Genomic DNA, 24723 nt, shown 5'->3' with positions numbered 1-24723 from the left:
GTCCTGAGCCAGGATCAAACTCTCAATTTAAAAGTTTACACTTTTTTAGTTGAAATAATTAATCTGCGCCAACTGTTAAGTTGGTTAGCAAGCTCATTACATACTTTTTAGCCTTACGACTAAAATATTACTTTTACTAAAGTAATTGACTGGTTAAAATAAAATATTATTTCATTTCTTTACCTATTTCTCTGTTTAATTTTCAAAGACCAATTTGTTTTGTCATCATGTGACGACTTCTACTATTCTATCTGTTATTGCTCTAATTGTCAACATATATTTTCTGTTTTCCAAAATGTTATTTTAAATTAAGAAAACTATGTATCCTTTAAGTTCAGACCGTTGTTACTACTAATTCGTAACGACAAGATGTATTGTATCAAATTTATTTGATACTGTGTTTACAAAAATTCTACTTCCCCACAGATTATACTATTTTTTCTTTGTATATCTCTGTTTTTCTCCAAATTAAGCATTGAGATACACTAGGTTAGTTATTTACAAAGAAAAAAAAGTACTTACTTGAAATATATTCAAATAAGTACTTTAAAACTTTATTCTTCTGTTTTATCAGTCGTATTATCTACTACATCTATATCCTGATTTTCATTAACAGAAGCTTCCTTAATGCCATCCTGTGCAGAGTTTTCTTGTACAACTTCAGAATTAGTTTCTCCATCAGAAGATTCCTCATCTGTATCAATTACATCACTGCTATTAATTTTAGCAATAGCTACAATGTTATCTCCCTCTCCGTTCTTCATTAAAGTAACTCCCATAGTATTCCTACTCGTGGTTGATATCCCAGCTACATTTAATCTTATAACAATACCATTACTGTTTATAAGTATCATTTCGTCGCCATCTTTTACTATTCTAGCCCCAACGAGTTTTCCTGTTTTGGCAGATACCTTATAAGTTATTACTCCCTTACCACCTCTATGCTGAAGTGAGTATTCAGAAACTAAGGTTCTCTTACCAAATCCATTTTCACTTATAACTAAAAGTTCTTCTTCAGGTGTAACTATATTCATAGAAACTACGATATCTTCTTCTCTTAAGGTTAATGACTTAACCCCAGTTGCAGTTCTACCCATACCTCTTACATCTTTTTCACTAAACCTTATAGAGTAACCATTTCTAGTAACAAACAGCATTTCGCTATCTCCATTAGTTATTGCAGCTCCAATTAGTTCATCATCTTCTCTTAAGTTTATTGCATTTAAACCATTTTTCCTAATAGCTGAATATTTATCTAATGATGTTTTCTTAATTAAGCCATTTTTTGTTCCCATTACAAGATAATTATCCTGCGCAAACTCTTTAAGACATATAACCGCTTGAATCTTTTCGTCACTTGCGAGTGGTATAATGTTTATTAGATTTGTTCCTTTGGCTGTTCTTCCACCTTCTGGAATCTCATAAGCTTTTAACTTAAATGATTTCCCTTTATTTGTGAAGAATAAAATATTGTTATGAGTGGTAGTTATAAAGATATGTTCTACGAAATCATCTTCTTTTGTAGTAACACCCTGTATCCCTCTACCCCCTCTTTTTTGAGAGCTATAAGTATCCGCTGGAAGTCTCTTTATATATCCTGCATGAGTTAAAGTTATTACAATATCTTGCTCTTGTATTAAATCTTCCTCATCTAAGCTATATGGATTTTTTTCTATTGATGATCTTCTAGTATCACCGTATTTATTTCTAACTTCTATTAATTCATCCCTAATTATGTTTAATAATACTAATTCATCTGCTAATATTCCTTTTAAGTAATTTACTGTTTTCATTAATTCGTTGTACTCATCTTCAATTTTACCTCTTTCAAGGCCTGTGAGTCTTCCAAGTCTCATTTCAACAATAGCCGTAGCTTGTTTTTCAGATAAATCAAACGAACTCATTAAACTTTCTTTAGCCTCACTAATGGTCTTTGATGCTCTTATTAAACGAATTACTTCGTCAATATGGTCTAGCGCAATTTTTAAACCTTCTAAAATGTGGGCTCTTGCTAGTGCTTTATCAAGATCAAATTGAGTTCTTCTTCTTATTACGTCCTTTTGATGTTCTAAATAGTAAACTAAAATTTGTTTTAGATTTAAAGTTAGTGGTTCATTATTTACAAGAGCTATCATTATAACTCCAAAAGTATCTTGCATCCTGGTATGTTTAAATAACCTATTTAATACTATATTAGGATTTGCATCTCTTTTTAGTTCTATAACAATTCGCATACCTTCTCTATCTGATTCATCTCTTAAATCTGATATTCCATCTATTTTTTTATCTTTTACTAAATCTGCAATACCTTCTATAAGTTTTGCTTTATTAACTTGGTAAGGTAACTCTGTTACTATTATAGTATTTCTACCTTTATTTTCTTCAATGTCTGTTTTAGCCCTTACAAGTATCCTTCCTCTTCCTGTTTCATAAGCACTTTTTATTCCTGCTCGTCCGAGTATTATTCCACCTGTAGGAAAATCTGGTCCTTTTATTTTTGTCATTAAATCGCTTATAGTAACTTCTGAATCTTCAATAACCATAAGTACTCCATCTATAACTTCTATTAAATTATGTGGAGGTATATTGGTTGCCATTCCTACTGCAATTCCTGTTGATCCATTAACTAAAAGATTCGGAAATCTTGAAGGAAGTACTGATGGTTCTTTTTCTTCTCCATCAAAGTTAGGAACAAAATCTACTGTATCTTTATTAATATCGCGAAGCATCTGAGTTGTAATTTTGCTCATTTTAGCTTCTGTATATCTCATAGCAGCTGCGCCATCACCATCTACAGAACCAAAATTACCATGACCCTCAACCAAAGTACATCTTTGTGAAAAGTCTTGAGCCATTCTAACGAGCGCACCATATACCGCAGTATCACCATGTGGATGGTACTTACCTAAAACATCTCCTACAATCCTTGCACACTTTCTAAATCCCTTCTCTGGTGTTAATCCTAGTTCATGCATAGAAAATAATATTCTTCTATGAACAGGTTTAAGTCCATCACGTACATCTGGAAGAGCACGACTTACAATAACACTCATAGCGTAATCTATATAAGATTTTTTCATTTCATATCTTATATCAATAGGTTTAATTTTTCCCTGATTATTAATCATGTTACACCTCTTTAAACAAAATATTTTAATGCCACACTATATATCTAAGTTAAGCACACCTTTAGCATTTTCTTGTATAAACTCACGACGTGGCTCTACTTTATCTCCCATGAGAATAGTGAATATTTCATCTGCCGCCATTGCATCCTCAACATGTACTTGAAGCAGAGTTCTTTCCTCAGGGTTCATTGTTGTATCCCAAAGCTGTTCTGGATTCATTTCCCCAAGACCTTTGTATCTTTGTATATCAGTATTACTATCTTTTCCACCAAATTCTACAAGTGTCAATTCAAGCTCTTTTTCGGTATATACATAATGCTCTTTCTTACCTTTAGTAACCTTAAATAATGGAGGCTGAGCTACATATACGTGTCCGCCCTCTACTAATTCTTTCATGTATCTATAGAAGAATGTTAGTAATAAGGTCCTAATATGTGCTCCATCTACATCTGCATCTGTCATAATAATAATACGATCATATCTTATTTTCGTTACATCAAAATCTTTACCTATACCAGCACCAAAAGCAGTTATCATAGCTCTAATTTCAAGTGAAGCAAGCATTTTATCAATTCTTTGTTTTTCAACATTCATTATTTTTCCCTTTAGAGGAAGTATTGCTTGGAATTTTCTATCGCGACCTTGTTTCGCTGAACCACCAGCTGAATCACCCTCGACCAAATATATTTCACATTCCATAGGATCTTTTGAGGCACAGTCTGATAATTTCCCTGGAAGCGTAGTACTTTCTAAGATTGATTTACGTCTTGTAAATTCTCTTGCTTTTTTCGCAGCTTCTCTTGCCCTTGCTGCATTTAATCCTTTATCTATTATACTTTTACCAAGTTGAGGATCTTCTTCTAGAACATTACTGATTGCCTCGCCAACTATACTATCAACTATACCCCTTACTTCACTATTTCCAAGTTTAGTTTTTGTTTGACCTTCAAATTGAGGATCTGTAAGCTTTATAGATATAACCGCTGTAAGACCTTCACGAACATCTTCTCCTGATAAATTCTTATCATTATCTTTCAAAAATCCAAACTTTTTAGCATAATCATTTACTACTCTTGTTAACGCCGTCTTGAATCCAACTAGGTGCGTTCCACCTTCTACGGTATCTATATTATTAGCAAAAGAAAATATGTTTTCTGTGTATGTATCGTTATACTGAAGTGCTATTTCAACAACATAATCATCTTTGCTTCCTTCCATGTATATGGTCTCATGAATTGTTCCTTTATTTCTATTTAAATAATCTACAAAGGATTTTATTCCACCCTCATACAAAAATTCGTGATTCTTACCATCTCGCTCATCTGTTAGGGTTATTCTTAATCCTTTATTTAAAAAAGCTAATTCCCTTAATCTTTGTGATAGTGTTTCGAAATCAAAATCAATTTCTTCAAAGATTTCTGGATCTGGAGTAAAAAAGACCTTTGTTCCATGTTCAGTAGTTGTTCCTATATCTACAAGTGTGCTTGTAGTCTTTCCTTTAGCAAACGTTTGTTTCCATATGTGTCCATCTTTTCTAACTTCTACTTCACAAACAACAGACAATGCATTAACTACAGATGATCCAACACCATGAAGACCACCTGATACTTTATATGCTCCACCGCCAAACTTTCCACCTGCATGAAGCACCGTCATTATAACTTCTACAGTAGGAATTTTCATTTTATGATGTATTCCTACTGGCATTCCACGACCATCATCTATAACAGTTATAGAATTATCTTGGTGTATTATTACATTAATATTTTTACAAAATCCTGCTAATGCCTCATCTATACTATTATCTACAATTTCATAAACAAGGTGATGAAGCCCACGGATACTAGTGCTTCCTATATACATACCAGGTCTTTTCCTTACAGCTTCCAATCCTTCAAGTACTTGTATTTGACTCTCGTCATAAACATTATTTATTTCCATGTATATCCTCCTAAATTACTCTAAAGCTCATAATATACAGTTTCTGTTCTCTTACATAAAGTTTGAGATGATATTGGTGATAGATATATTTTACTTTTTTTATCCACCTCAGCAATTACAAAAGATTTTGCAGTATTTTTTGTTATCCTCTCTACAAAACCATCTTCTTCAGCCATTCTTAAAAATTGGATAGTGTCTGAGCTATACATAGTAGTTTCCATATCAAATATCCCTATAATATCTTTTATAGGCACTACTACATTTTCTCCTAAATGTAAAAACATAACATATCCTCCTCCATAATTAATTGTTTTATTTGAATCTATGTAATTTCTTTTACTCCACCTGACATAACTTCAAATATCTTACTTTCAGGATTTAAATATTTTCTTATATTATTAACTCCAGTGCATGTAATTAACGTTTGAACTTCTTTTATAGAATTTAATATATATTCTTGCCTTTTTGTATCTAATTCAGACAAAACGTCATCAAGTAACAATACTGGGTATTCTCCAGTAAGTTCTTTTATTATTTCAAGAGCTCCAAACTTAATGGTTAAAACCGAAGTTCTTTGTTGGCCTTGAGATCCAAATATTCTAGCATCAATACCATTTAGCTGTATAGAAAAATCATCTCTATGTGGTCCTACTGATGTAGTTCTAGTCTCTATATCTCTCCTTCTATTCTTACATAAAAGCAAATAAAAGCTCTCTTGTATATTATCTAACTCCTTGATTTGGGTTAAATATTTAATTTCAATTACCTCACTTTTAGATGTTATATTGCTATGTATTGTTTTTGATAATATATTCAATTTTTCTATATAAGCCATTCTATCTTTTATTATTACTGCACCAAATTCACTAAGTTGCCTATCATATACATCTATAATATCAATATTTGTATTCCATTTTTTTACAGCTAAATTTCTCTCATTCAAAATTTTTTTATATTGAGATAAATTGTAATAATACCTACGGCTTAGCTTACACAGTTCAATATCTAAAAATTTGCGTCTGTGTGATGGTGATTCCTTAACTATATTTAAATCTTCAGGAGAAAACATAATCACATTAAAACTACCTACGAGCTCAGATAATTTTTGAACTTTTATAGAATTTATATTAACGCCTTTTTTACCTTCTTTAAAAATTTTTATTTCTATTTTTTTATCAAGTCTTGTTTTACATACATAAAGTTTTATATACGCTTCCGTACCATTCCAGTTTATTAATTCCTTATCTCTATTAGTTCTGTGAGATTTAGCTAAACTACAATAATAAATTGCCTCTAAAATGTTTGTTTTCCCTTGAGCATTATCTCCTACAAATACATTAGTGCCTTTATTTAATTCTATAACTAATTCAGTATAATTTCTAAAATCCTTGAGTTGTAAATATTTTACATGCATATAATCACCTATTAAGATTATAACATATATATATAATTTTATTATTTTATATGTATAAATAAATTCTTATGTTTTTTTTATTTTAGGCATAAATTGTGCACCGAATATTATTTTATAATTTTTCGGTGCACTTTTTTATAAGTAAAAACTTTTCTTATGAAATTTCTTTAAATTATTTTGTAAGACTCATTGTTGAATTCAATTATATCACCTTTAACTAATTTTTTACCCCTTTGAGTTTCTACAACACCATTAAGCTTAACTTCTTCATTTTTTATATAAAATTTTGCTTCAGATCCTTGCGATGCTATTCCAGCCCATTTTAGAAAAGCATCTAATTTTATTATACCTGTATCTACTTGTATTTCATTCATTTTAAAACCGCCTTTTTATTAAATTATTTTTATATATATACTTTTTAGTTGTTTGTTGCTCTTATTCTTACTGGTAGTACCATGTATGTGCAATTATCCTTTTCTTTATTTCTTACAACGCAAGGATTAACTCCACTAGAGAATTCCATAACAATTTCTTCCTCATCCATTATTTTAAGCAGTTCAATTAGGTATTTTGAGTTAAATGCAATTTGAAGAGGCTCACCTTGCAAAATTATATTTATTTCCTCTCTTGCTTTTCCCAATTGAGAATTGGATGTAATTATCATGTTATCTTCTTCTATGTTAAATTTAACTAAATTTGTATTTCCCTCTTTTGCCATTAAAGAAGCTCTTTCTATACAATTTAGTAATTCAGACCTTTTAGCTGTGATTTTTAGATTATATTCTTCTGGTATTATTGAGCTATACTTTATAAATTCACCTTCTAGTAACCTAGATATAACCTTAGTTTTACCAAGATTAAACAAAATATGATTTGGTGTGAATGTTATATTTACTACTTCATCTGTTTCTTCTAATATTTTTGATACTTCACTTAATGTTTTACCTGGAATTACAGCATTTATACTAGAATCATTATCCACTGGCTCACTTCTAAAGGCAACTCTATAGCCATCCAATGCTACTAAATTCAGCTTTTTATTTTTTATTTCAAACAAAACGCCTGTAAGAATGGGTCTAGTTTCATCTTGAGCAACTGCAAAGATAGTTCCCTTCATCATATTTTTCAACAATTTTTGAGATATAGAAAAAACCATGTTTTCGATTATATCAGGCAAACTAGGATAATCTTCACTATCCATATGTATTATAGTTGCATAAGATTTTTGACAAACTATTTTAATAGAATTGTTTTCATCAGAACTTATTTCCACTGCACTATTAGGTAACTTTCTTATAATTTCACCAAAAAGTTTAGAATCTAAAACAACACTACCATCCTCCATAACATCTGCAGTAATTTTAGCCTCAATACTCAAATCAATATCAGAGCCTATGAGTGTTAGTTCACCGTTTCTAGCATCTAATAATATTCCTTGTAATACAGGCATTGTTGATTTTCCAGTAATTGCTTTTTGAACGTTGGAAATTGCTTCTTGTAACATTGATTTTTCACATATAAACTTCATAAAAAAAGGACCTCCTTATCCACATGGGAAATTGATTAAAGATAGGTAAGATAATAATTATTTATAGTAGTAATAGTAGTAGGGGCTGTTGATATGTTAAAAACCTATTGCAGGCTTTACTACGCAACAAAACTTGCTAAAACTAATTGTGGATAAGTATGCAAAAAAAAATCACAGTTATCCACAATATCAACAGCCAGGTTTTATGTATTATTTTATGCACAGGATTATATATAAATAGTATTAACAGTTGTTAGTAACGTCATTATATTATTTTTGACTTATCTTTTTAGTTAATTCTGCTATATTATCTTGTAGATTCTCATCAACCTTAAGACCATTTGATATTTTCTCACATGCATGGATTACCGTTGTATGATCACGACCTCCAAATTCTTCGCCTATTTTAGGTAAGGACATATCTGTAAGTTTTCTACATAGATACATTGCAATTTGCCTTGGAAATGTTATGTTTCTAGTTCGTCTTGAAGATTTAAAATCCTCAATTTTTAGATTAAAATAACTAGAGACGATATCTTGTATCAGTTCAATAGTTACTTGTTTTGAATTTCTGCTAGAAATAATATCCTTAAGAGCTTCTGACGCCAAATCTATTCCAATCTCTTTATTAGTTAGTGATGAGAATGCTACTATTCGAATAAGTGCACCTTCTAATTCTCGTATATTGGACTTTATTTTGGTTGCAATATAAACCAGTACCTCATTTGGTATGTCTAAGTTTTCTACATCTGCTTTTTTCTTAAGTATTGCAATTCTAGTTTCAAAATCTGGCGGTTGTATATCTGCTATAAGTCCCCATTCAAATCTTGATCTTAATCTATCTTCTAGAGTAGGAATCTCTTTTGGAGGTCTATCACTAGATAAAATAATTTGTTTATTTGCTTCATGGAGATCGTTGAATGTATGAAAGAACTCTTCTTGTGTACGTTCTTTACCTGCGATAAATTGAATATCATCAATCAAAAGTACGTCTACATTCCTATATTTGTTTCGAAATTCTACATTTTTGTCATCTTTAATAGAATTTATAAGTTCGTTCGTAAATTTTTCAGAAGAAACATAAACAACCTTAGATTTTGGATTATTTGCTAATATATAATGACCAATAGCATGCATTAAATGCGTTTTTCCAAGTCCAACACCACCATAAATAAATAATGGGTTATAGGCTTTAGCGGGTGATTCAGCTACAGCAAGAGATGCAGCATGAGCGAACCGATTACTATTACCAATGACAAAAGAATCAAAGGTATATTTGGGGTTTAGTGTTGCAGACATTTCATCACTTACGATGAGATTATGTCTCTGAGATTCTCGTTTTGATTTTGGTGTTTCAATTTCGGCGACTTCTTCAGATAATATAAAGAATTCTATTTTATATGTTTTAGAAGTAAGTAATTTAACAGCATTCATTATTAAATCCTTATATCTATTTTCAAGAATATCTTTAGTAAAATTATTAGGAACACCTAATTTAAATGTATTATTATCTAAGGCCATAGGTTCTATACTTTTAATCCAAGTATTAAAACTAACTTCTGTAAGCTCACCTTTTATTATACTTAAGGTTTTTTCCCAGATATCTTTAATTTGGGTGCTCATTTTCTACCCTCCAGTTCAAATAAAAAAAATTTTTATGTAAAAACAAACAATATATAAACAGAGTTATAAACAATAATTTAATATACTGAAAGCTGTTGATAAATAGCGTTAAAAATATACACATGTTAATAACTATGTTCATATGTTTAGCTAATCATAAATTGTTAACAATATATAAAAAAAGTTATTAACAGATAAAATAAAGAATAAATACGCTAATATAGTAAAAAGTATATTAGAAAAAAGAAGTTTAAGACAATATTGTAGTAGTTATTCACAGTTTTGTCCACAAGTTGTGAATAACTTTAATAAAAAACAGGTTATGCACAGTTCATTCTTATATAATATCAAAAAATAACAAGGTGTTCAAGAAGTTATCCACAAAAAAACATATAAATATAAAAAATGTTAACAATATTAATAAAAATGCTTATCTTGACAAGACGCGTATGTGACTATATAATCTAATAGTAAAACCATAAATATGCGATTGAAAGATGATTGCTATGCTGTATGGTTAAATAAGGGGGTGTAGCAGATATGTTCATGACTTACCAACCGAAAAAAAGACAAAGAAAAAAAGAGCACGGATTCAGAAAGAGAATGAAAACCGCTTCTGGCAGAAATATTCTTCAAAAAAGAAGACAAAAAGGTAGAAAAAGATTGACAGCATAAGGGCCGCTAATGTGGCCTTTTTCTGCAATTTGCGGAAAAGAGGGCGGCTAATATGAAGATTAATGTTAAGAAGTACAGAATTAGAAAGAATACTGAATTTAGAACAGTATATAGAAGAGGGAAATCCTTTTCTAACCTATTATTGGTATTATATATTTATAAAAATGGTAAAGAACTTAATAGATGTGGAATATCTGTAAGTAAAAAGGTAGGAAACAGCGTAATTCGCGGTAGAGTAAAAAGATTAATAAGTGAGAGCTATAGGCTTAATAATGAGATATTAAAGACAGGATATGATTTAGTGTTTATTGCAAGGAACCCTTCTAATTCTAAAAATTATAAAGAAATAGAGAGTGCTTTGACTAAACTACTTAAGAAAGCTGGTTTAATTAATAATGAAAAAAATACTTATACTGGGTATTAAATGTTATAGAAAATATATATCACCTCTTAAGAGGCCTTGTTGTATATTTTATCCTACATGTTCTCAGTATACTTTAGAAGCTATTGAAAAGTATGGAGCAATAAAAGGCTTGATAATGGGAATAAAGAGAATACTAAGATGTCATCCTTATAATAAGGGCGGCTTTGATCCAGTTAAATAAGCGCCAGGAGGTTTTTAAATTTGAATATAAAGTTTTTAACTGAGCCACTTACTAAGTTTTTTTACATGGTAAATGGTGCAATTCATACAATTATACCAAATAATGATTTATCATATGGACTCGCAATAATTGTTTTCACAATTATTGTAAGATTAATATTGTTGCCTTTAAGTGTTAAACAACTTAGATCAACCGCTAAAATGGGTGCAATTCAACCAGAAATGAAAAAAGTTCAAGCAAAATATAAAAGCGACCCACAAAAGGCTCAGCAAGAAGTAATGAAACTTTATAAGGAAAACGGAGTAAACCCAATGGGTGGTTGTTTGCCAATGATTGTTCAGATGCCTATTCTATTTTCTTTATATGCTGTTTTTCAACACTTAAATATGCATGGAGCCGGTTTTTTATGGATGCAGGATTTAACAAAATCAGATCCATTATATATATTACCAATATTATCTACTGTTACAACATATTTTTCATCAAAACTTATGCAGCCGCCGTCAACAGATGGTGCTCAATCCAAACAAACTTCAACAATGAACACTGTGATGGCTATTTTCATGGGATTCATGAGTCTTAAGTTTCCAGGTACATTGGTATTATATTGGGTTATAAATAATGTAATACAAATAATTCAAACTGTAGTTATAAATAAAATTGAATTAAATAAAAAAGCGGATGAAGTATTAATAGCAGATAATAAAAATAGAAAATAAGTTTAACACAAGTGCCTAATTTTTACATTAAGAAAGGCGGGTGTAATACGATATGAAGATTATTGAAATGATTGGAAAAAACGTTGAGGATGCTACTAGTAAAGCACTAGACGAATTAAAAGTCACAAGAGATAAAGTTGAAGTTGAAACGTTAGATGAAGGAAGTAAAGGATTTTTAAATATCATAGGTGTAAAACCAGCTAAAATTAGGGTTACCGTTAAAAGGGATAGTTTAAAAGAAGCTGAAACTTTTTTAATGGAAGTACTACAGTCTATGAATATGAAAGCAGAAGTTAATCTTAAAGATGAAAACAATGAAATTCATATTGATTTAATTGGACCTAATATGGGACTATTAATTGGATATAGAGGTGAAACTTTAGATGCCCTTCAATACCTTGTGAGTTTAGTTGTAAATAAAAATCATGATCAAGAGTATAAAAGAGTATTATTAGATACTGAAAATTATAGAGCAAAAAGAGAAGAAACTTTAAAAAGGCTTGCATCAAAAATTGCTTATAAGGTTAGGGTAAGTGGCAGAGTATTAAAACTTGAACCTATGAACCCTTATGAGAGAAGAATAATACACTCTTCACTTCAAAATGATACATATATTTATACATTTAGTGAAGGTGAAGAACCTTATAGAAGAGTTGTAGTTGATTTAAAGAAAGCCTAAGGGCTTTCTTTTTAAATTTGTAAAACTAAACAATATAATAAATACTTATAAAATTGGGAGGATATATTTAATGAAAGAATTTGATACTATAGCTGCAATATCAACTAGCATAGGAGAAGGTGGTATATCCATAATTAGAATATCCGGTGATAAAGCCATAAATATAGTGGATAGTATATTTGTAGGTAATAATAATAGAAAGCTTAGTGATTTCAAATCTTATACTATGAGATATGGACATATAATAGATAAAAATGGAGTTAGACTTGATGAAGTTATTATTTCGTATATGAAAGGCCCTAAAAGTTTCACAGCAGAGGATACTATTGAAGTAAATTGTCATGGTGGGGTAGTGGGGACTAATAGAATACTGCAAGAGATTATTCGTTCTGGTGCAAGAATAGCAGAACCAGGAGAATTTACAAAAAGAGCATTTTTAAATGGTAGAATTGACTTAAGTCAAGCAGAAGCAGTTATGGATATAATAAGGGCAAAAACAGAACTTAGCATGAAGTCAGCACTTATGCAATCAGAAGGGTCAATTTCCAGGGAAATAAAAAACGTAAGAAACAAATTGCTTAGTGTAATAGCGCATATAGAGGTTACAGTTGATTACCCAGAAGAGGATATTGAAGATGTAACTGCAAATGAAGTACGCAATGAAGTTACATTGATAATAAATGAGATAGATATGCTACTTAGCACGGCAGATGAGGGAAAAATTTTAAGAGAAGGTCTAAGTACCGTTATAGTTGGAAAACCAAATGTAGGGAAATCATCACTGCTCAATGCTCTTGTTAAAGAAAAAAGAGCTATTGTTACAGAGGTACCAGGTACAACAAGAGATGCCATAGAAGAGTATATAAGTATCGAGGGCATACCAGTTAAAATAGTAGATACTGCTGGAATTCGTGAAACTGATGATATAGTTGAAAAAATAGGCGTAGAAACATCAAAACAAAAAATAGATGAGGCAGATTTAGTTATATTAATGTTGGATTCAAGTATGGACCTTAGTCATGAGGATATGGAAATAATTGATTACATTAAAGAAAAAAAATATATTGTGCTATTAAATAAAAGCGATTTAGGTGGTAAAATAGATATAAGTGAATTACGAAATCTAAAATCTAAGTATATTACTGATATTTCAATAAAAACTGGTTTTGGATTAGAGGACCTTAAAAATAACATAAAGGATTTATTTTTTAATGGTGAAATTAAAACGGAAGGTGTATTCGTTACAAATAATAGACATAAGCAATCTTTAATCCGGGCAAAGGAAAATTTAGAAGCATCACTAAATGCTTTAGAGTATACTGCAGCTATAGATTTAGCTTCAATTGATATACGGAATGCATGGATGAATCTAGGTGAGATTACAGGTGAGGCACTAGATGAGGATATAATTCATAAGATATTTTCAGAATTTTGTTTAGGAAAGTAGGGGTAAATATGAAGTATGATGCAGGAAATTTTGATGTTATAGTTATTGGGGCCGGTCATGCAGGTTGTGAGGCAGGCCTTGCAGCAGCAAGAATGGGATGTACAACTTTAATTTGTGCTATAAATTTAGATAGTGTGGCTCTAATGCCTTGTAACCCTAATATTGGGGGGACTGCTAAGGGACATTTAGTAAGGGAAATAGATGCACTTGGTGGTGAGATGGGAGTAAACATTGATAATACTTACATACAATCAAGAATGCTAAACACTTCTAAAGGACCAGCTGTTTTCTCATTAAGAGCTCAAGCAGATAAAAAGGCATACGGCATGAGAATGAAAAAAGTATTAGAAAATCAGGAAAATCTGCAATTAAGGCAATTAGAAGTAGTATCAATAGATGTGGAGAATGGAAAAATCAAAGGCATTCTTACGAAAAATGATGCATATTTCACGACTAAGGCTATTGTAATAGCATCTGGAACATATTTAAAATCAAAGGTCATAATTGGAGATCTTAGCTATAGGGAGGGGCCTAGTGGATTACAACCTGCGAATGAGCTTTCCAATTCATTATGTGAAATGGGAATAACACTTCGAAGATTTAAAACAGGAACACCAGCTAGAGTAAATAGACGTTCAGTTGACTTTTCTAGGATGGAGGAGCAACTTGGCGATAATGAGGTAGTTCCATTTTCGTTTATTAGTGATGATATAAGTCGAAATCAGCTATCATGTTATTTAACTTATACAAACGAAAATACTCATAATGTAATTAGAGAAAACATAATGAGATCGCCATTATATAATGGTTCAATTAAGAGTACAGGGCCTAGATATTGCCCATCTATTGAAGATAAAGTAATGAGATTTAAAGATAAGACAAGACATCAAATATTTATTGAGCCTGAAGGGGAGAATACTCAGGAGATGTATGTTCAAGGTATGTCTAGTTCACTCCCAGAGGAAATACAGGTGGAAATGTTAAAAACAGTACCAGGACTTGAAAATGTAGAAATTATGAGAACAGCGTATGCCATAGAATATGATTGTATAGATTCAACGAATTTAAAGCTTTCATTAGAATTTAAGGATATTAGTGGGTTATTCTCAGCTGGTCAAATAAATGGTAGCTCAGGATATGAAGAAGCTGCATCACAAGGTATAATTGCTGGTATTAACGCATCGCTTCTTACTCAAAATAAGGAGCCATTAGTATTAAAAAGATCTGATGGATATATAGGCGTTCTAATTGATGATTTAGTTACGAAGGGTACGAATGAACCATATAGAATGATGACCTCAAGAGCTGAGTATAGATTACTTTTAAGACAAGATAATGCTGACTTAAGGTTAACGGAGATAGGGCATAGTATAGGATTAGTTGATGAACATAGATATGAAATTTTTACAAAAAAGAAAATGCAAATAGAAAAAGAAATTGAAAGAATAAAAAGTTTGCAAGTTACAAATAAAAAGGAGATCGAGGAATTTTTAATTTCTTGTAATTCTACGCCACTAAAAAAACCTATTAGTTTATATGAACTTATAAAAAGGCCAGAACTTGATTATTTTATGGTTGAAAAACTAGATATGGATAGACCTATATTAAATAAATACATATGCGAGCAAGTTAATATTGTTTCAAAATATGAAGGGTATATCCAGAAACAATTAGATCAAATCAAACAATTTAAAAAATTTGAAAGTAAAAGTATATCTAGAGACATAAATTATGACAAAATAAAAGGTTTGAGGATAGAGGCTATGCAAAAATTAGGAAAAATCAAACCTGAAAGTATAGGTCAAGCTTCTAGAATATCAGGAGTATCACCTGCGGATATGTCTGTCCTAATGATATATCTTGAGCAACAAAAAAGACTTAGAAATTCGGAAAGTGAAAATAAATTATAAAATTATATGGGGGTGAAGTGTGGAGTACTTTGATATATTAAATGAGGCTAGCAATAATGTAGGACTTAAATTTGATCAAAAGAAATATGATCAATTTATGTTATATAAAGATCTTATAAAGGAATGGAATGAGAAAATAAATTTGACTGCTATAAAAGAAGATGAAGCTATAGTTCAAAAACATTTTATTGATTCTATGAAGGTTTTTAAGTTTGATCAGCTAAAGAATGCAAAAAATGTTATAGATATAGGCACTGGTGGAGGTTTTCCAGGCATTCCTATGAAAATAATAAAACCTGAGGTTAATATAGTGTTACTTGATTCACTTAACAAGAGAATTATTTTCTTGAATGAAGTAATTAATAGACTCAATTTAAAAAATATTAAAGCTATTCATGGTAGGGCAGAAGATTTTGCAAAGGAAAAACAATATAGAGAAAAATTTGATGTGGCAGTATCAAGAGCTGTTGCTAATTTAACTGTTTTAAGTGAATATTGTATACCGTATGTAAAGGTCGGAGGGTATTTTGTTGCAATGAAAGGTCCTGCAGTTGAAGAGGAAATTAAGTTGTCAAAGAATGCAATAAGGTTGCTCGGTGGACAAATAGAACATATAGAAAAGGTACAAATAGAGGGCAGTGATTTAAATCACAATTTAGTAATAATAAAAAAGATTTCACAAACACATAAAAAGTATCCTAGAAAAGCAGGTATAGTGGCTAAGGTCCCTTTGTTTTAGCTATGGCTTGGTATGATTGCAGCACTGAAAGTGATGATTGCAGCACTGAAAGTGATGATTAATGTTATAATTTGTCGTACGAAAGAATAAAAAAAAAGAAGGAAATAACACAATAAAAGAGAATTGTTAATATAAGGTAAAAAAACGAAAAAGGAAAAATTGAGGGATGGTATATTATGCAAAATAGTGTAAATCACGTATCTATAGAATTAATTTCTCCAAATACTTATCAACCTAGAAAGCACTTTAATGAAGAAACTATTGAGGAACTATCTCAGTCAATAAAATCTTATGGAATAATTCAACCATTAACAGTTAGAAAAAGCGGGGAAAACAGGTATGAATTAGTTGCTGGGGAAAGAAGACTAAGAGCAGCAAAAAAAATAGGACTTGAACAAGTTCCAGTAATTATTGTAGATATAACGGATAAAGAATCTGCAGCAATTGCACTACTAGAAAATTTACAAAGAGAGGATTTAAATTTTTTAGAAGAGGCTATGGCTTATTATAATCTTATACAAGATCATTCATATACACAAGAGCGGTTAGCACAAATGATAGGTAAGAAACAATCAACAATTGCAAATAAATTAAGACTACTTAAATTGGATAAGGAAATAACTAACATTTTAGTGGAGAATAAGCTTACGGAGAGACATGCTAGAGCATTGCTTCGATTGCCTAATATAAATCTTCAAAAGAAAGTACTGAAATTAGTAGTTAGCAAATCACTAAATGTCAAAAATACAGAAGAACTTATTGAAAAAGAATTATTGAAATTATGTAGAAGTGAAGTGGCGGCTGGCGGAAATAAAAAGATAAAAGGAATTTTCGCGCCTAGAGTTTACATAAATACTATTAAACAAGTCTTTGATAAATATGGCATAAATGCGGAATATAAGTCTAAGGAATTAGAGGATAGTATAGAAGTAACAATTAGAATACCTAAAAAATGATTTTAAAAAGCAGAATGTTTCACGTGAAACATTCTGCTTTTTTATATTTTTTTGGAAAATTTAAAAAAGTACTATTAAAATATTTAACATAAATATATAATGAACTATATAGTAGAATATATAAGTCTATATATTTACCAATATAAGCTTATACACGTATAAATAATATTATGAAGGGTAGGTGTAGTCATGAAAACAATATGCATTTTCAACCAAAAGGGAGGGGTAGGTAAAACTACTACAAATATAAATTTATGTTCTTACTTAGCGATGCAAGGGAAAAAGATTTTAACAATAGATATTGATCCCCAGGGGAATACTACAAGTGGACTCGGAATTGATAAGAAAAAAATTAGTTTATCAACTTATGACTTGTTAACTTCAGATATTTCTATTAATGATACTATAAAAGAATGTGAGCTAGTAAATAATTTATACATAGTGCCCTCAACAATGGAACTTGTGGGTGCAGAAGTAGAACTTATAAATATAAATAATCGTGAAAATATATTAAAAGAAAAGCTTAAAGAAATCCAAGGTAAGTTTGATTACATTTTTATAGATTGTCCTCCATCACTCGGAATTTTAACGATAAATGCTCTTACAGCAGCGACTAGTGTTCTTACACCTATCCAATGTGAATTTTATGCTTTAGAAGGTGTTGGACAATTAGTAAATACCATTCAACTAGTTAAAAAATCTTTAAATAAAAAGTTGGAAATTGAGGGTATAATTTTAAGTATGTATGATAATAGAACGAAATTATGTAATGAGGTAGTGGCAGAAGTGAATAAATATTTTAATGATAAAGTTTATAAAACAACAATACCGAGAAATATAAGATTGGCTGAATCCCCGAGTTTTGGATTACCAATCATGCTTTATGATGATAAGTGCAAAGGAGCACGCGCTTACGAAGACTTAGCGAGTGAGTTTTTAGATAGACAAGGGAGATGACAATATTGAATAAGAAATTTGGTCTAGGCAAAGGACTAGGGGCTTTAATACCAGAAGAAGAAATTATTGAAGATAGTTCTACTATTTTTAAAATACCAATGAATTTAATTAAGGCTAATAAGGATCAACCAAGAAAAAACTTTGATTCTGAAAAAATATTTGAATTGGCTCAATCAATAAAAGAACATGGTGTGATTCAACCTATTATATTAAATAAGGAAGACAATATATATATTGTTGTAGCAGGTGAGAGAAGATTTAGAGCGGCTAAAAGTATTGGTCTCGTGGAAATACCAGCAATTATTATGAATATAACTGATAAAGAAGTGTTAGAGATATCATTAATAGAGAATATTCAAAGAGAGGATTTAAATCCTATAGAAGAAGCTATTGCGTATAAGAAATTATTGTTAGATTTTAACCTTACTCAAGAAGAAATTAGTAAGAAGGTATCTAAGTCAAGAACAGCTATATCAAATACTATGAGGTTATTAAACTTAGATGAAAGAGTTCAAGATTATATAATGGATGGAGTAATCTCAGAGGGGCATGGGAGGGCAATACTTGGAATAAATGATAAAGAACTTCAATATCAAATTTCTCAGATGGTTATAGATGATACTCTTAATGTACGCGAAACCGAAAAATTAGTAAAAAATTTTGAAAATAAAAAGAGTGAAAAAGTGGTTAATATTGATAATAGTATATATTATAAAGATATAATGAGTAAATTAGAGGGTCGTTTTGGTACAAAAGTTATTATTAATGCCAAAAATAAAAACAAGGGTAAAATAGAAATAGAGTATTATTCAGAGGAAGATTTTGAAAGAATATTAGAAGTTTTTAATATATAATGTTTCACGTGAAACATATTTGAGAGGAAGTAGCTTATAATGGAGAACATAATTAATTTTATAAAAAATTCTGAATTATATATAGTAATAGGTCTTATTATTTTTGTACTTATACTAATTATATTAGTTGCAATAACATATAGAGCTTTAAATAAATTAGAAAGTAAATACAGGAAGTTAATGAGAGGTGTAGATAATAAAAATTTAGAAGAAATGGTTATATCATATTTAGATAAAGTAGATGAAGTTAAAGATCAAAATAGAAATGTAAAACAATTGTATGAGCGAATAGATGGAGAGTTAAAAACTTGTATACAAAAAACTTCAATCATAAGATATAAGGCATTTGATGATATGGGTAGTGATTTAAGTTTTTCTATAGCATTGCTTGATGGAAATAGTAATGGGTTTATATTAACAAGCATTTATGGACGAGATGAAAGTACTACTTATGCTAAACCAGTAGACAAGGGAATATCTAGGTATGAATTATCAGATGAAGAAAGTGAAGCATTAGAGCAAGCTGTAAAAGCAAGAAAATAGCAGAAGTATTTAAAAATATATTAAAATATTAGTAATAAAAATTCTCTTTTGTGGCATACTAAAAACAAAAGAGGTTTTTTATGGTAATATGTGTTTCACATGATCTTGAATATTTACAAGATGAATTAACGCAAAGGGGTTACACAGTGATAAACAACACAGATAATAATACCCACTGTGATGCAATAATATGTAAACTTAAAGAGGGCGGTCTTAAAAACTTAATGATGCAAAGCAGTACAAATAGAGATGGAACTTTAATTGTCGATAGTGGAAGTAAATCAATAGATGAAATCGAGTATATATTAACGACTAGAGTATATAGTCCAATATTTTAAATTAAAGACATCCGCTTTTTATAAGTGGATGTCTTTAATTTAATAAAGAATTATCCTTCAACATTATTTATATTAGAATCATCATAGATTGAATTTAATTTTATCCCACCAATAGTTTTTAGCACTGAATGATACAGACCTTTAGAAATGGCGTCAGCAAGTATCATTACTGTGTATAGCCTTGTGTTTTGAAGAACCATAAATTCAAAGGCGCCGGATATATTTACAATTCCAGTTATGCTTAGATTACCAACTTTAGGTAGGTCTTTGTTCATAGCAGCACCGGGGCTTAAGGGTTTTTCTTCAACTACTATTTTACCTACATTTTGTAAACTTCCAAGGCAAGCATCAATCGCAATAATATAAGGGTCGGTATATGTATAGTTAATTTCATCAATTGTTTCGCATAAATTTTTTGCATGAACTGGGCATTCAAGATTACCATAAATATGAATTTTGTTCCTAATTAGAAAATTTAGTTTATTTCCAACAAGTGGTCCTAAACTATCTCCTGTAGATCTGTCTGTCCCAATACATAAAACAACAATGGGACGCGATGACTTAACTATAGGGAAAATATATTGACTTATAATATCTCTTAATTTAAAAGTACAATCTCTTGACATAGAATCTAAAACAATTTTATCCATAATAATAAAACCTCCTATTTGGATTTTAACCACATAGGAGGTTTTATATTCTATAATACATCAACCTTTTTCAATATATTGTAAGAAATTAATAAAAACATACAAAATAATATTCCGACAATACCATTTGCTTTAAGCCCTATAAAGATAGCAGCAAGCACTGCGACTGGGTGAAGACCTAGTGATTGAGACACAATCTTAGGTTCAATAACCTGCCTTATTATAGTTATAATTATATAAGATATTAGAAGGCCCAAAGCTGCAATAACATTTTTAGAAATAAAAAATATTATTATTATTGGAAGATATACAGCTCCTATACCAAAAATAGGGAGTAAATCAAATATGCCACATAATATACTTAAGGTTACAGCGTATTTTACCCTAAAAACTAAGAAAACAACTAATGTTTCTAAAAATGTTATAGTGATTATAAGTAAGTAAGAAAGTAAATAGTTTTTAAGCATTTTTTTTGACTCATCAAATATATAATGGATTCTATCTTCACTTTTAGGGGGAATTATATTAAAGGTTTTTCTATTTAAAGACGATAAATCCCTTGTGAAAAAATATGTAGTAAGTAGCGTAAATAATAAAACCATTAAAACGTAAGGGATGGTAGATACAAAACCTAAAGTTTGTGAAAATATTTTTGTGGAAGCGTTCATACTAATATTTATGGTTTTAGTTATATAATTAGTAATATTGGATTCAATATTACTAATTATACTTGGATCTAAATTTTTATAATAATTTTGTAAATTATTAAAAAAATTCAATAGAATTTCCTTGTTTAAGGTGATATATAATTGAATGTTCTTTCCAAGTTGTATTGATTCTGAGGTTAAAGTGGTGATAATTAAAGAAAATAATATAATAATAAAAGTGAAGAATATGCTTGTTGTAAGTAATGAAGCTGTAGCATTTTTTATCTTGAAATTTATCATTAAATATCTTGTTGGTTTTTTAAGGAATGAGGCTAAAATAAAAGCGAATACAAAAGGAAGCGTATAGGCTATAGTTCCAAAAAAAATTATAAAAACAAATGTGTATAAGACGAAGAAGATAGTTAATTTATCTATTTTTTTTAGAATGTTTTCCATGTAAATAAAATCACACCTTTCTAATAATAGAATTAAGAGAGCTAAGTGTATAGTCAATGTCTTTGCTATCATTAAATGGACCGATGCCAAATCTTAAAGTACCAGCTGGGTAAGTTCCAATACTTTTATGAGCAAGGGGTGCACAGTGCAGGCCAGTTCTTGTTGTAATTCCATATTCATTATCTAGAATAAAGCCAAGCTGGGAATTGTCAATTTTAGTTGAATTAATAGATATTGTAGAAGTTCTTGTAGAAACACAGGGATCACCATAAACATTAATGGAAGTAGTATTTAAAAGGCCATCTATAAGTTTTTTACATAAATATTCTTCATTTTCGCGAATGGAATCTATTCCTTTGTCATTAATATAATTAATACCTTCTAAAAGTCCTGCTATACCTGGGGCATTTAATGTACCGCTCTCAAATTTATCAGGTAAAAAATCTGGTTGAATAATGCTGGATGACAGACTGCCTGTGCCCCCTTCTATAAACGATGAGCATATTTCATTTAATTTATCATCAATTAAAAAACCACCTGTGCCTTGAGGCCCAAGTAAACTTTTATGTCCTGTAAAAGCTAGGGCATTGCAATTTAATTTATAGAAATCAATGGGTAATACACCGGCAGTTTGGGCGACGTCTATAATAAAATATATATCTTTGTCTTTGCATATTTTGCCGATAGTCTCGAGTGGCTGAATGCTTCCAATAATATTTGATGCTTGAGATAAAACAACTAATTTTGTATTAGGTTTAAGTGTATTTATAAAGTCATCAACACTGATTAAACCATTTTTTGAACAAGGAATTATATCTAGTTCTATTATGCCTTGCTTAGCAAGAGAACTTAAGGGCCTTAGAGTAGCATTATGATCCATTGATGAGGTTATTATGTGCCAGCCTTTTTGCACACAAGATTTTATAAGAGTGTTTAATGAAGTAGTAACATTTGGAGTGAAAATTACATTTTCAACTTTATCAAAATGAAAGAAATCCATTAATGCGTATCTGCAATTTAAAATAACTCTGTTTCCAGCGAGAGAAGTGCTAGACGCTCCCCTACCTGGATTTGATCCAATATTCATCATATAATTCATCATTGATGTATATACTTTTGGTGGCTTAGGGAATGTAGTTGCAGCATTATCTAAATATATTTTCATAAGTTCCTCCAATTTTAAACAATAGATTAATATTTTGATTATAGCTATAGGAAATAAAATATTACAAATAATAAGGTTTAGATGCTGTTTTCCTATAATTATAACTATAAATAGATTATAATAAAATTATCTATAAAAAATATATTGTTGGTAAAGTTTATTATATGTGATAGATGTTTAATTTTATATAAGATAAAAACCATGGTCATTTCAATAAAAATACATATTTTTAAATTTCCATATAATACAATATTATAATCGAAAGTTAGGTAAATGTATATGAACCGAACAGCTTTAGAAAACATAAAAACTATAAGGTAAAGAAATAGGGTGAAAAATAATGAGTAAGCATTATATAGTAACGTTTCAAAATACACATGAGGCTATGAAGGCTGAAAGGGAAACTGTAAAAAAACAAATTAAAGTAGTAGTTATTCCGACGCCAACATATATAACTAAAAGTTGTGGAATTAGTTTAAAGGTATGTGAAGAAGACATTCAAGGTATTATTAACCTCATAAAAGCAGAAAACATTAAAGTGAAGGAAATTTTTATGAATAATGGGGAAAGTGTAAAAAATATTATCATATAGTTTAAATTATAATACAGTTTGAAAAAAATTATGAACAGCTTTAAAAAAGATGGATTAACAATTAAGGGAAGGTGGGATGTTTGATGAAAGTATTTAATTTAGGAGATATTGTTGAAATGAAAAAAGTTCACCCTTGTGGTAGTAAAGACTGGGAAATAATTAGATTGGGTGCAGATATTAAAATAAAATGTTTAGGGTGTGCGAGAATAGTTATGCTTCCAAGAGTTAAGTTTGACTCAGGAGTAAAGAAAATAATAAAAGAAAATGCATTAAATAAAGAAAAAGGAATTACTAAGGAATAATTACTTGATTTTTTAAAAATTAAATGATATAATCTATTATTGTAATCCCTGCCGTGCAATGCATGGCCGTTAGTCCGAGGGGAGGAGGTGAAATTAATGAGAAAATATGAAACTATATTCATATTACATCCTTCATTAGACGAAGAAGCTGTTAAAGCTAACGTTGAAAAGTTTAAAGGTGTAATAGAAAATAATGGTGGAGAAATTGAAAATGTTGATGCGTGGGGCAAAAGAAAACTAGCTTATGAAATACAAAAAGTTGGTGAAGGTCACTATACATTAATCAATTTCAATGCAAATCCAGAATTACCTAAAGAATTAGATAGAGTATTCAGAATTACTGACAGTGTTATAAGACATATCATAATAAATCCAGAAAAATAGGTGGTGCTTTTATGAATAAAGTTGTTTTAGTTGGTAGATTAACAAAAGATCCTGAGCTTAAATTCGCTCAAGGAACAGGAACAGCTGTAGCCACTTTCACTGTAGCCGTTAATAGAAGATTTAAAAGAGAAGGTCAACCAGATGCAGACTTTATACCAATAGTGGTATTTGGAAAGCAAGCCGAAGCTACTGCTAATTACATGAGTAAAGGTAAGCTTTTAAGCGTCTCTGGAAACATTCAAACTAGAAATTATGAGGCTAAAGATGGAACTAGGAGATATGTTACTGAAGTAATTGCTGATGAAGTTGACTTCCTTGAATGGGGAGGAAATAAATCGTCAGACACGAATACTAATCAAGGTGGAAATAGTAGCGAAGCAAATACTAAATCTAATGATTTTGGAAGTGCTAGCGATATAACACCAATTGATGATGGAGATATACCATTCTAATATTAGGTAAGGAGGGAAA

Annotated in this window: 27 protein-coding genes; 17 read left to right on the top strand and 10 right to left on the bottom strand. The window is 30.1% G+C overall.

Features of this window, described 5'->3' with window-relative positions; genetic code table 11:
• Nucleotides 1-554: 554 nt before the first annotated feature.
• From gyrA to dnaA, 7 genes are all read right to left on the bottom strand, one after another.
• Nucleotides 555-3128 (bottom strand): DNA gyrase subunit A, encoded by a 2574-nt coding sequence (gyrA, locus tag KPL44_RS19605; protein WP_216253502.1) that lies wholly within the window; start codon nt 3126-3128, stop codon nt 555-557.
• A 36-nt stretch (nt 3129-3164) separates the two neighbouring features.
• Entirely contained in the window at nt 3165-5069 is a 1905-nt protein-coding gene (gene gyrB, locus KPL44_RS19600) for a DNA topoisomerase (ATP-hydrolyzing) subunit B (protein ID WP_216253499.1), read from the bottom strand.
• 20 nt (nt 5070-5089) lie between these two features.
• Nucleotides 5090-5353, bottom strand: coding sequence for an extracellular matrix regulator RemB (remB, locus tag KPL44_RS19595; protein WP_071610916.1), 264 nt, complete (start codon nt 5351-5353; stop codon nt 5090-5092).
• A 38-nt stretch (nt 5354-5391) separates the two neighbouring features.
• Nucleotides 5392-6483, bottom strand: a complete 1092-nt coding sequence (recF, locus tag KPL44_RS19590; RefSeq protein WP_216253496.1) for a DNA replication/repair protein RecF — start codon at nt 6481-6483, stop codon at nt 5392-5394.
• Nucleotides 6484-6650: 167 nt separating this feature from the next.
• Nucleotides 6651-6857 carry an RNA-binding S4 domain-containing protein gene (locus KPL44_RS19585; RefSeq protein ID WP_071610914.1) on the bottom strand — a complete coding sequence of 69 codons (207 nt, stop codon included), beginning with the start codon at nt 6855-6857 and terminating at the stop codon, nt 6651-6653.
• A 44-nt stretch (nt 6858-6901) separates the two neighbouring features.
• The gene (gene dnaN, locus KPL44_RS19580; RefSeq protein ID WP_216253493.1) at nt 6902-8011 is read right to left on the bottom strand and encodes a DNA polymerase III subunit beta; all 1110 of its coding nucleotides are present in this window, start codon (nt 8009-8011) and stop codon (nt 6902-6904) included.
• A 270-nt stretch (nt 8012-8281) separates the two neighbouring features.
• Nucleotides 8282-9634: a chromosomal replication initiator protein DnaA gene (gene dnaA, locus KPL44_RS19575; protein ID WP_216253490.1), complete on the bottom strand. Its 1353-nt coding sequence runs from the start codon at nt 9632-9634 to the stop codon at nt 8282-8284.
• Between the two features lie 540 nt (nt 9635-10174).
• On the opposite strand from dnaA, the gene rpmH reads away from it, so the two are divergent.
• From rpmH to KPL44_RS19510, 13 genes are all read left to right on the top strand, one after another.
• Entirely contained in the window at nt 10175-10309 is a 135-nt protein-coding gene (gene rpmH / locus KPL44_RS19570; RefSeq protein WP_071614800.1) for a 50S ribosomal protein L34, read from the top strand.
• Nucleotides 10310-10361: 52 nt separating this feature from the next.
• Nucleotides 10362-10733 (top strand): ribonuclease P protein component, encoded by a 372-nt coding sequence (rnpA, locus tag KPL44_RS19565; RefSeq protein ID WP_216108519.1) that lies wholly within the window; start codon nt 10362-10364, stop codon nt 10731-10733.
• A complete protein-coding gene (yidD, locus tag KPL44_RS19560) occupies nt 10705-10914 on the top strand; it encodes a membrane protein insertion efficiency factor YidD (RefSeq protein ID WP_071614798.1) in 210 nt (69 codons plus the stop codon). Before rnpA ends, yidD begins: the two co-directional genes overlap by 29 nt.
• Nucleotides 10915-10934: 20 nt before the next feature.
• Nucleotides 10935-11633 (top strand): membrane protein insertase YidC, encoded by a 699-nt coding sequence (gene yidC, locus KPL44_RS19555; protein WP_253201856.1) that lies wholly within the window; start codon nt 10935-10937, stop codon nt 11631-11633.
• 52 nt (nt 11634-11685) lie between these two features.
• On the top strand, nt 11686-12312 hold the full coding sequence (gene jag, locus KPL44_RS19550) for an RNA-binding cell elongation regulator Jag/EloR (RefSeq protein WP_216253483.1): 627 nt from the start codon (nt 11686-11688) through the stop codon (nt 12310-12312).
• A 70-nt stretch (nt 12313-12382) separates the two neighbouring features.
• Nucleotides 12383-13759: a tRNA uridine-5-carboxymethylaminomethyl(34) synthesis GTPase MnmE gene (gene mnmE, locus KPL44_RS19545; RefSeq protein ID WP_216253481.1), complete on the top strand. Its 1377-nt coding sequence runs from the start codon at nt 12383-12385 to the stop codon at nt 13757-13759.
• A gap of 8 nt (nt 13760-13767) precedes the next feature.
• Complete coding sequence (gene mnmG, locus KPL44_RS19540; RefSeq protein ID WP_216253479.1) at nt 13768-15669, top strand: tRNA uridine-5-carboxymethylaminomethyl(34) synthesis enzyme MnmG; 1902 nt, start codon at nt 13768-13770, stop codon at nt 15667-15669.
• A gap of 19 nt (nt 15670-15688) precedes the next feature.
• Nucleotides 15689-16408 carry a 16S rRNA (guanine(527)-N(7))-methyltransferase RsmG gene (gene rsmG / locus KPL44_RS19535; RefSeq protein WP_216253476.1) on the top strand — a complete coding sequence of 240 codons (720 nt, stop codon included), beginning with the start codon at nt 15689-15691 and terminating at the stop codon, nt 16406-16408.
• Nucleotides 16409-16584: 176 nt separating this feature from the next.
• Complete coding sequence (noc, locus tag KPL44_RS19530) at nt 16585-17364, top strand: nucleoid occlusion protein (RefSeq protein ID WP_216253473.1); 780 nt, start codon at nt 16585-16587, stop codon at nt 17362-17364.
• Nucleotides 17365-17553: 189 nt separating this feature from the next.
• The gene (locus tag KPL44_RS19525) at nt 17554-18321 is read left to right on the top strand and encodes a ParA family protein (protein WP_216253463.1); all 768 of its coding nucleotides are present in this window, start codon (nt 17554-17556) and stop codon (nt 18319-18321) included.
• Nucleotides 18322-18326: 5 nt separating this feature from the next.
• Nucleotides 18327-19175, top strand: coding sequence for a ParB/RepB/Spo0J family partition protein (locus KPL44_RS19520; protein ID WP_216253461.1), 849 nt, complete (start codon nt 18327-18329; stop codon nt 19173-19175).
• Between the two features lie 39 nt (nt 19176-19214).
• A complete protein-coding gene (locus KPL44_RS19515) occupies nt 19215-19718 on the top strand; it encodes a DUF4446 family protein (RefSeq protein WP_216253440.1) in 504 nt (167 codons plus the stop codon).
• A gap of 80 nt (nt 19719-19798) precedes the next feature.
• Nucleotides 19799-20056: a YkuS family protein gene (locus tag KPL44_RS19510; RefSeq protein ID WP_216253439.1), complete on the top strand. Its 258-nt coding sequence runs from the start codon at nt 19799-19801 to the stop codon at nt 20054-20056.
• Between the two features lie 50 nt (nt 20057-20106).
• Here KPL44_RS19510 and yyaC read toward each other — a convergent pair whose 3' ends face one another.
• Genes yyaC through KPL44_RS19495 form a run of 3 tightly spaced genes read right to left on the bottom strand, consistent with a single transcriptional unit; the run spans nt 20107 to nt 22974 of the window.
• Nucleotides 20107-20709 (bottom strand): spore protease YyaC, encoded by a 603-nt coding sequence (gene yyaC / locus KPL44_RS19505; protein WP_216253505.1) that lies wholly within the window; start codon nt 20707-20709, stop codon nt 20107-20109.
• 47 nt (nt 20710-20756) lie between these two features.
• Nucleotides 20757-21809, bottom strand: a complete 1053-nt coding sequence (ytvI, locus tag KPL44_RS19500) for a sporulation integral membrane protein YtvI (RefSeq protein WP_216253438.1) — start codon at nt 21807-21809, stop codon at nt 20757-20759.
• Nucleotides 21810-21819: 10 nt separating this feature from the next.
• Nucleotides 21820-22974 (bottom strand): aminotransferase class V-fold PLP-dependent enzyme, encoded by a 1155-nt coding sequence (locus tag KPL44_RS19495; protein ID WP_216253437.1) that lies wholly within the window; start codon nt 22972-22974, stop codon nt 21820-21822.
• Nucleotides 22975-23314: 340 nt separating this feature from the next.
• On the opposite strand from KPL44_RS19495, the gene KPL44_RS19490 reads away from it, so the two are divergent.
• The 4 genes from KPL44_RS19490 to KPL44_RS19475 all read left to right on the top strand — a co-directional run bounded on the left by KPL44_RS19490 (nt 23315) and on the right by KPL44_RS19475 (nt 24704).
• Nucleotides 23315-23566 carry a DUF3343 domain-containing protein gene (locus tag KPL44_RS19490; RefSeq protein ID WP_216253436.1) on the top strand — a complete coding sequence of 84 codons (252 nt, stop codon included), beginning with the start codon at nt 23315-23317 and terminating at the stop codon, nt 23564-23566.
• Nucleotides 23567-23649: 83 nt separating this feature from the next.
• Entirely contained in the window at nt 23650-23868 is a 219-nt protein-coding gene (locus KPL44_RS19485) for a DUF951 domain-containing protein (RefSeq protein ID WP_375373009.1), read from the top strand.
• A gap of 96 nt (nt 23869-23964) precedes the next feature.
• Nucleotides 23965-24252: a 30S ribosomal protein S6 gene (rpsF, locus tag KPL44_RS19480; RefSeq protein WP_216126405.1), complete on the top strand. Its 288-nt coding sequence runs from the start codon at nt 23965-23967 to the stop codon at nt 24250-24252.
• Nucleotides 24253-24263: 11 nt separating this feature from the next.
• Entirely contained in the window at nt 24264-24704 is a 441-nt protein-coding gene (locus tag KPL44_RS19475; protein WP_071614783.1) for a single-stranded DNA-binding protein, read from the top strand.
• Nucleotides 24705-24723 lie beyond the last annotated feature (19 nt).

It is taken from the genome of Clostridium sp. DSM 17811 (assembly GCF_018861905.1).
GTDB lineage: Bacteria > Bacillota > Clostridia > Clostridiales > Clostridiaceae > Clostridium_AD > Clostridium_AD frigoriphilum.
The sequence above is the reverse complement of the archived record's forward strand: the minus strand, read 5'-3'. Positions and strand labels throughout refer to the sequence as shown.

Bases quoted from the DNA above. Each gene is read 5' to 3' on its own strand.
- mnmG (WP_216253479.1), top strand. From the start codon at position 13,768: ATGAAGTATGATGCAGGAAATTTTGATGTTATAGTTATTGGGGCCGGT.
- KPL44_RS19515 (WP_216253440.1), top strand. From the start codon at position 19,215: ATGGAGAACATAATTAATTTTATAAAAAATTCTGAATTATATATAGTA.
- KPL44_RS19485 (WP_375373009.1), top strand. From the start codon at position 23,650: ATGAAAGTATTTAATTTAGGAGATATTGTTGAAATGAAAAAAGTTCAC.
- KPL44_RS19495 (WP_216253437.1), bottom strand. From the start codon at position 22,974: ATGAAAATATATTTAGATAATGCTGCAACTACATTCCCTAAGCCACCA.
- dnaN (WP_216253493.1), bottom strand. From the start codon at position 8,011: ATGAAGTTTATATGTGAAAAATCAATGTTACAAGAAGCAATTTCCAAC.
- jag (WP_216253483.1), top strand. From the start codon at position 11,686: ATGAAGATTATTGAAATGATTGGAAAAAACGTTGAGGATGCTACTAGT.
- remB (WP_071610916.1), bottom strand. From the start codon at position 5,353: ATGTTTTTACATTTAGGAGAAAATGTAGTAGTGCCTATAAAAGATATT.
- mnmE (WP_216253481.1), top strand. From the start codon at position 12,383: ATGAAAGAATTTGATACTATAGCTGCAATATCAACTAGCATAGGAGAA.
- KPL44_RS19490 (WP_216253436.1), top strand. From the start codon at position 23,315: ATGAGTAAGCATTATATAGTAACGTTTCAAAATACACATGAGGCTATG.
- KPL44_RS19510 (WP_216253439.1), top strand. From the start codon at position 19,799: ATGGTAATATGTGTTTCACATGATCTTGAATATTTACAAGATGAATTA.
- KPL44_RS19585 (WP_071610914.1), bottom strand. From the start codon at position 6,857: ATGAATGAAATACAAGTAGATACAGGTATAATAAAATTAGATGCTTTT.
- recF (WP_216253496.1), bottom strand. From the start codon at position 6,483: ATGCATGTAAAATATTTACAACTCAAGGATTTTAGAAATTATACTGAA.
- gyrA (WP_216253502.1), bottom strand. From the start codon at position 3,128: ATGATTAATAATCAGGGAAAAATTAAACCTATTGATATAAGATATGAA.
- KPL44_RS19525 (WP_216253463.1), top strand. From the start codon at position 17,554: ATGAAAACAATATGCATTTTCAACCAAAAGGGAGGGGTAGGTAAAACT.
- rpmH (WP_071614800.1), top strand. From the start codon at position 10,175: ATGTTCATGACTTACCAACCGAAAAAAAGACAAAGAAAAAAAGAGCAC.
- noc (WP_216253473.1), top strand. From the start codon at position 16,585: ATGCAAAATAGTGTAAATCACGTATCTATAGAATTAATTTCTCCAAAT.
- rnpA (WP_216108519.1), top strand. From the start codon at position 10,362: ATGAAGATTAATGTTAAGAAGTACAGAATTAGAAAGAATACTGAATTT.
- dnaA (WP_216253490.1), bottom strand. From the start codon at position 9,634: ATGAGCACCCAAATTAAAGATATCTGGGAAAAAACCTTAAGTATAATA.
- rpsF (WP_216126405.1), top strand. From the start codon at position 23,965: ATGAGAAAATATGAAACTATATTCATATTACATCCTTCATTAGACGAA.
- KPL44_RS19475 (WP_071614783.1), top strand. From the start codon at position 24,264: ATGAATAAAGTTGTTTTAGTTGGTAGATTAACAAAAGATCCTGAGCTT.
- ytvI (WP_216253438.1), bottom strand. From the start codon at position 21,809: ATGGAAAACATTCTAAAAAAAATAGATAAATTAACTATCTTCTTCGTC.
- yidD (WP_071614798.1), top strand. From the start codon at position 10,705: ATGAAAAAAATACTTATACTGGGTATTAAATGTTATAGAAAATATATA.
- gyrB (WP_216253499.1), bottom strand. From the start codon at position 5,069: ATGGAAATAAATAATGTTTATGACGAGAGTCAAATACAAGTACTTGAA.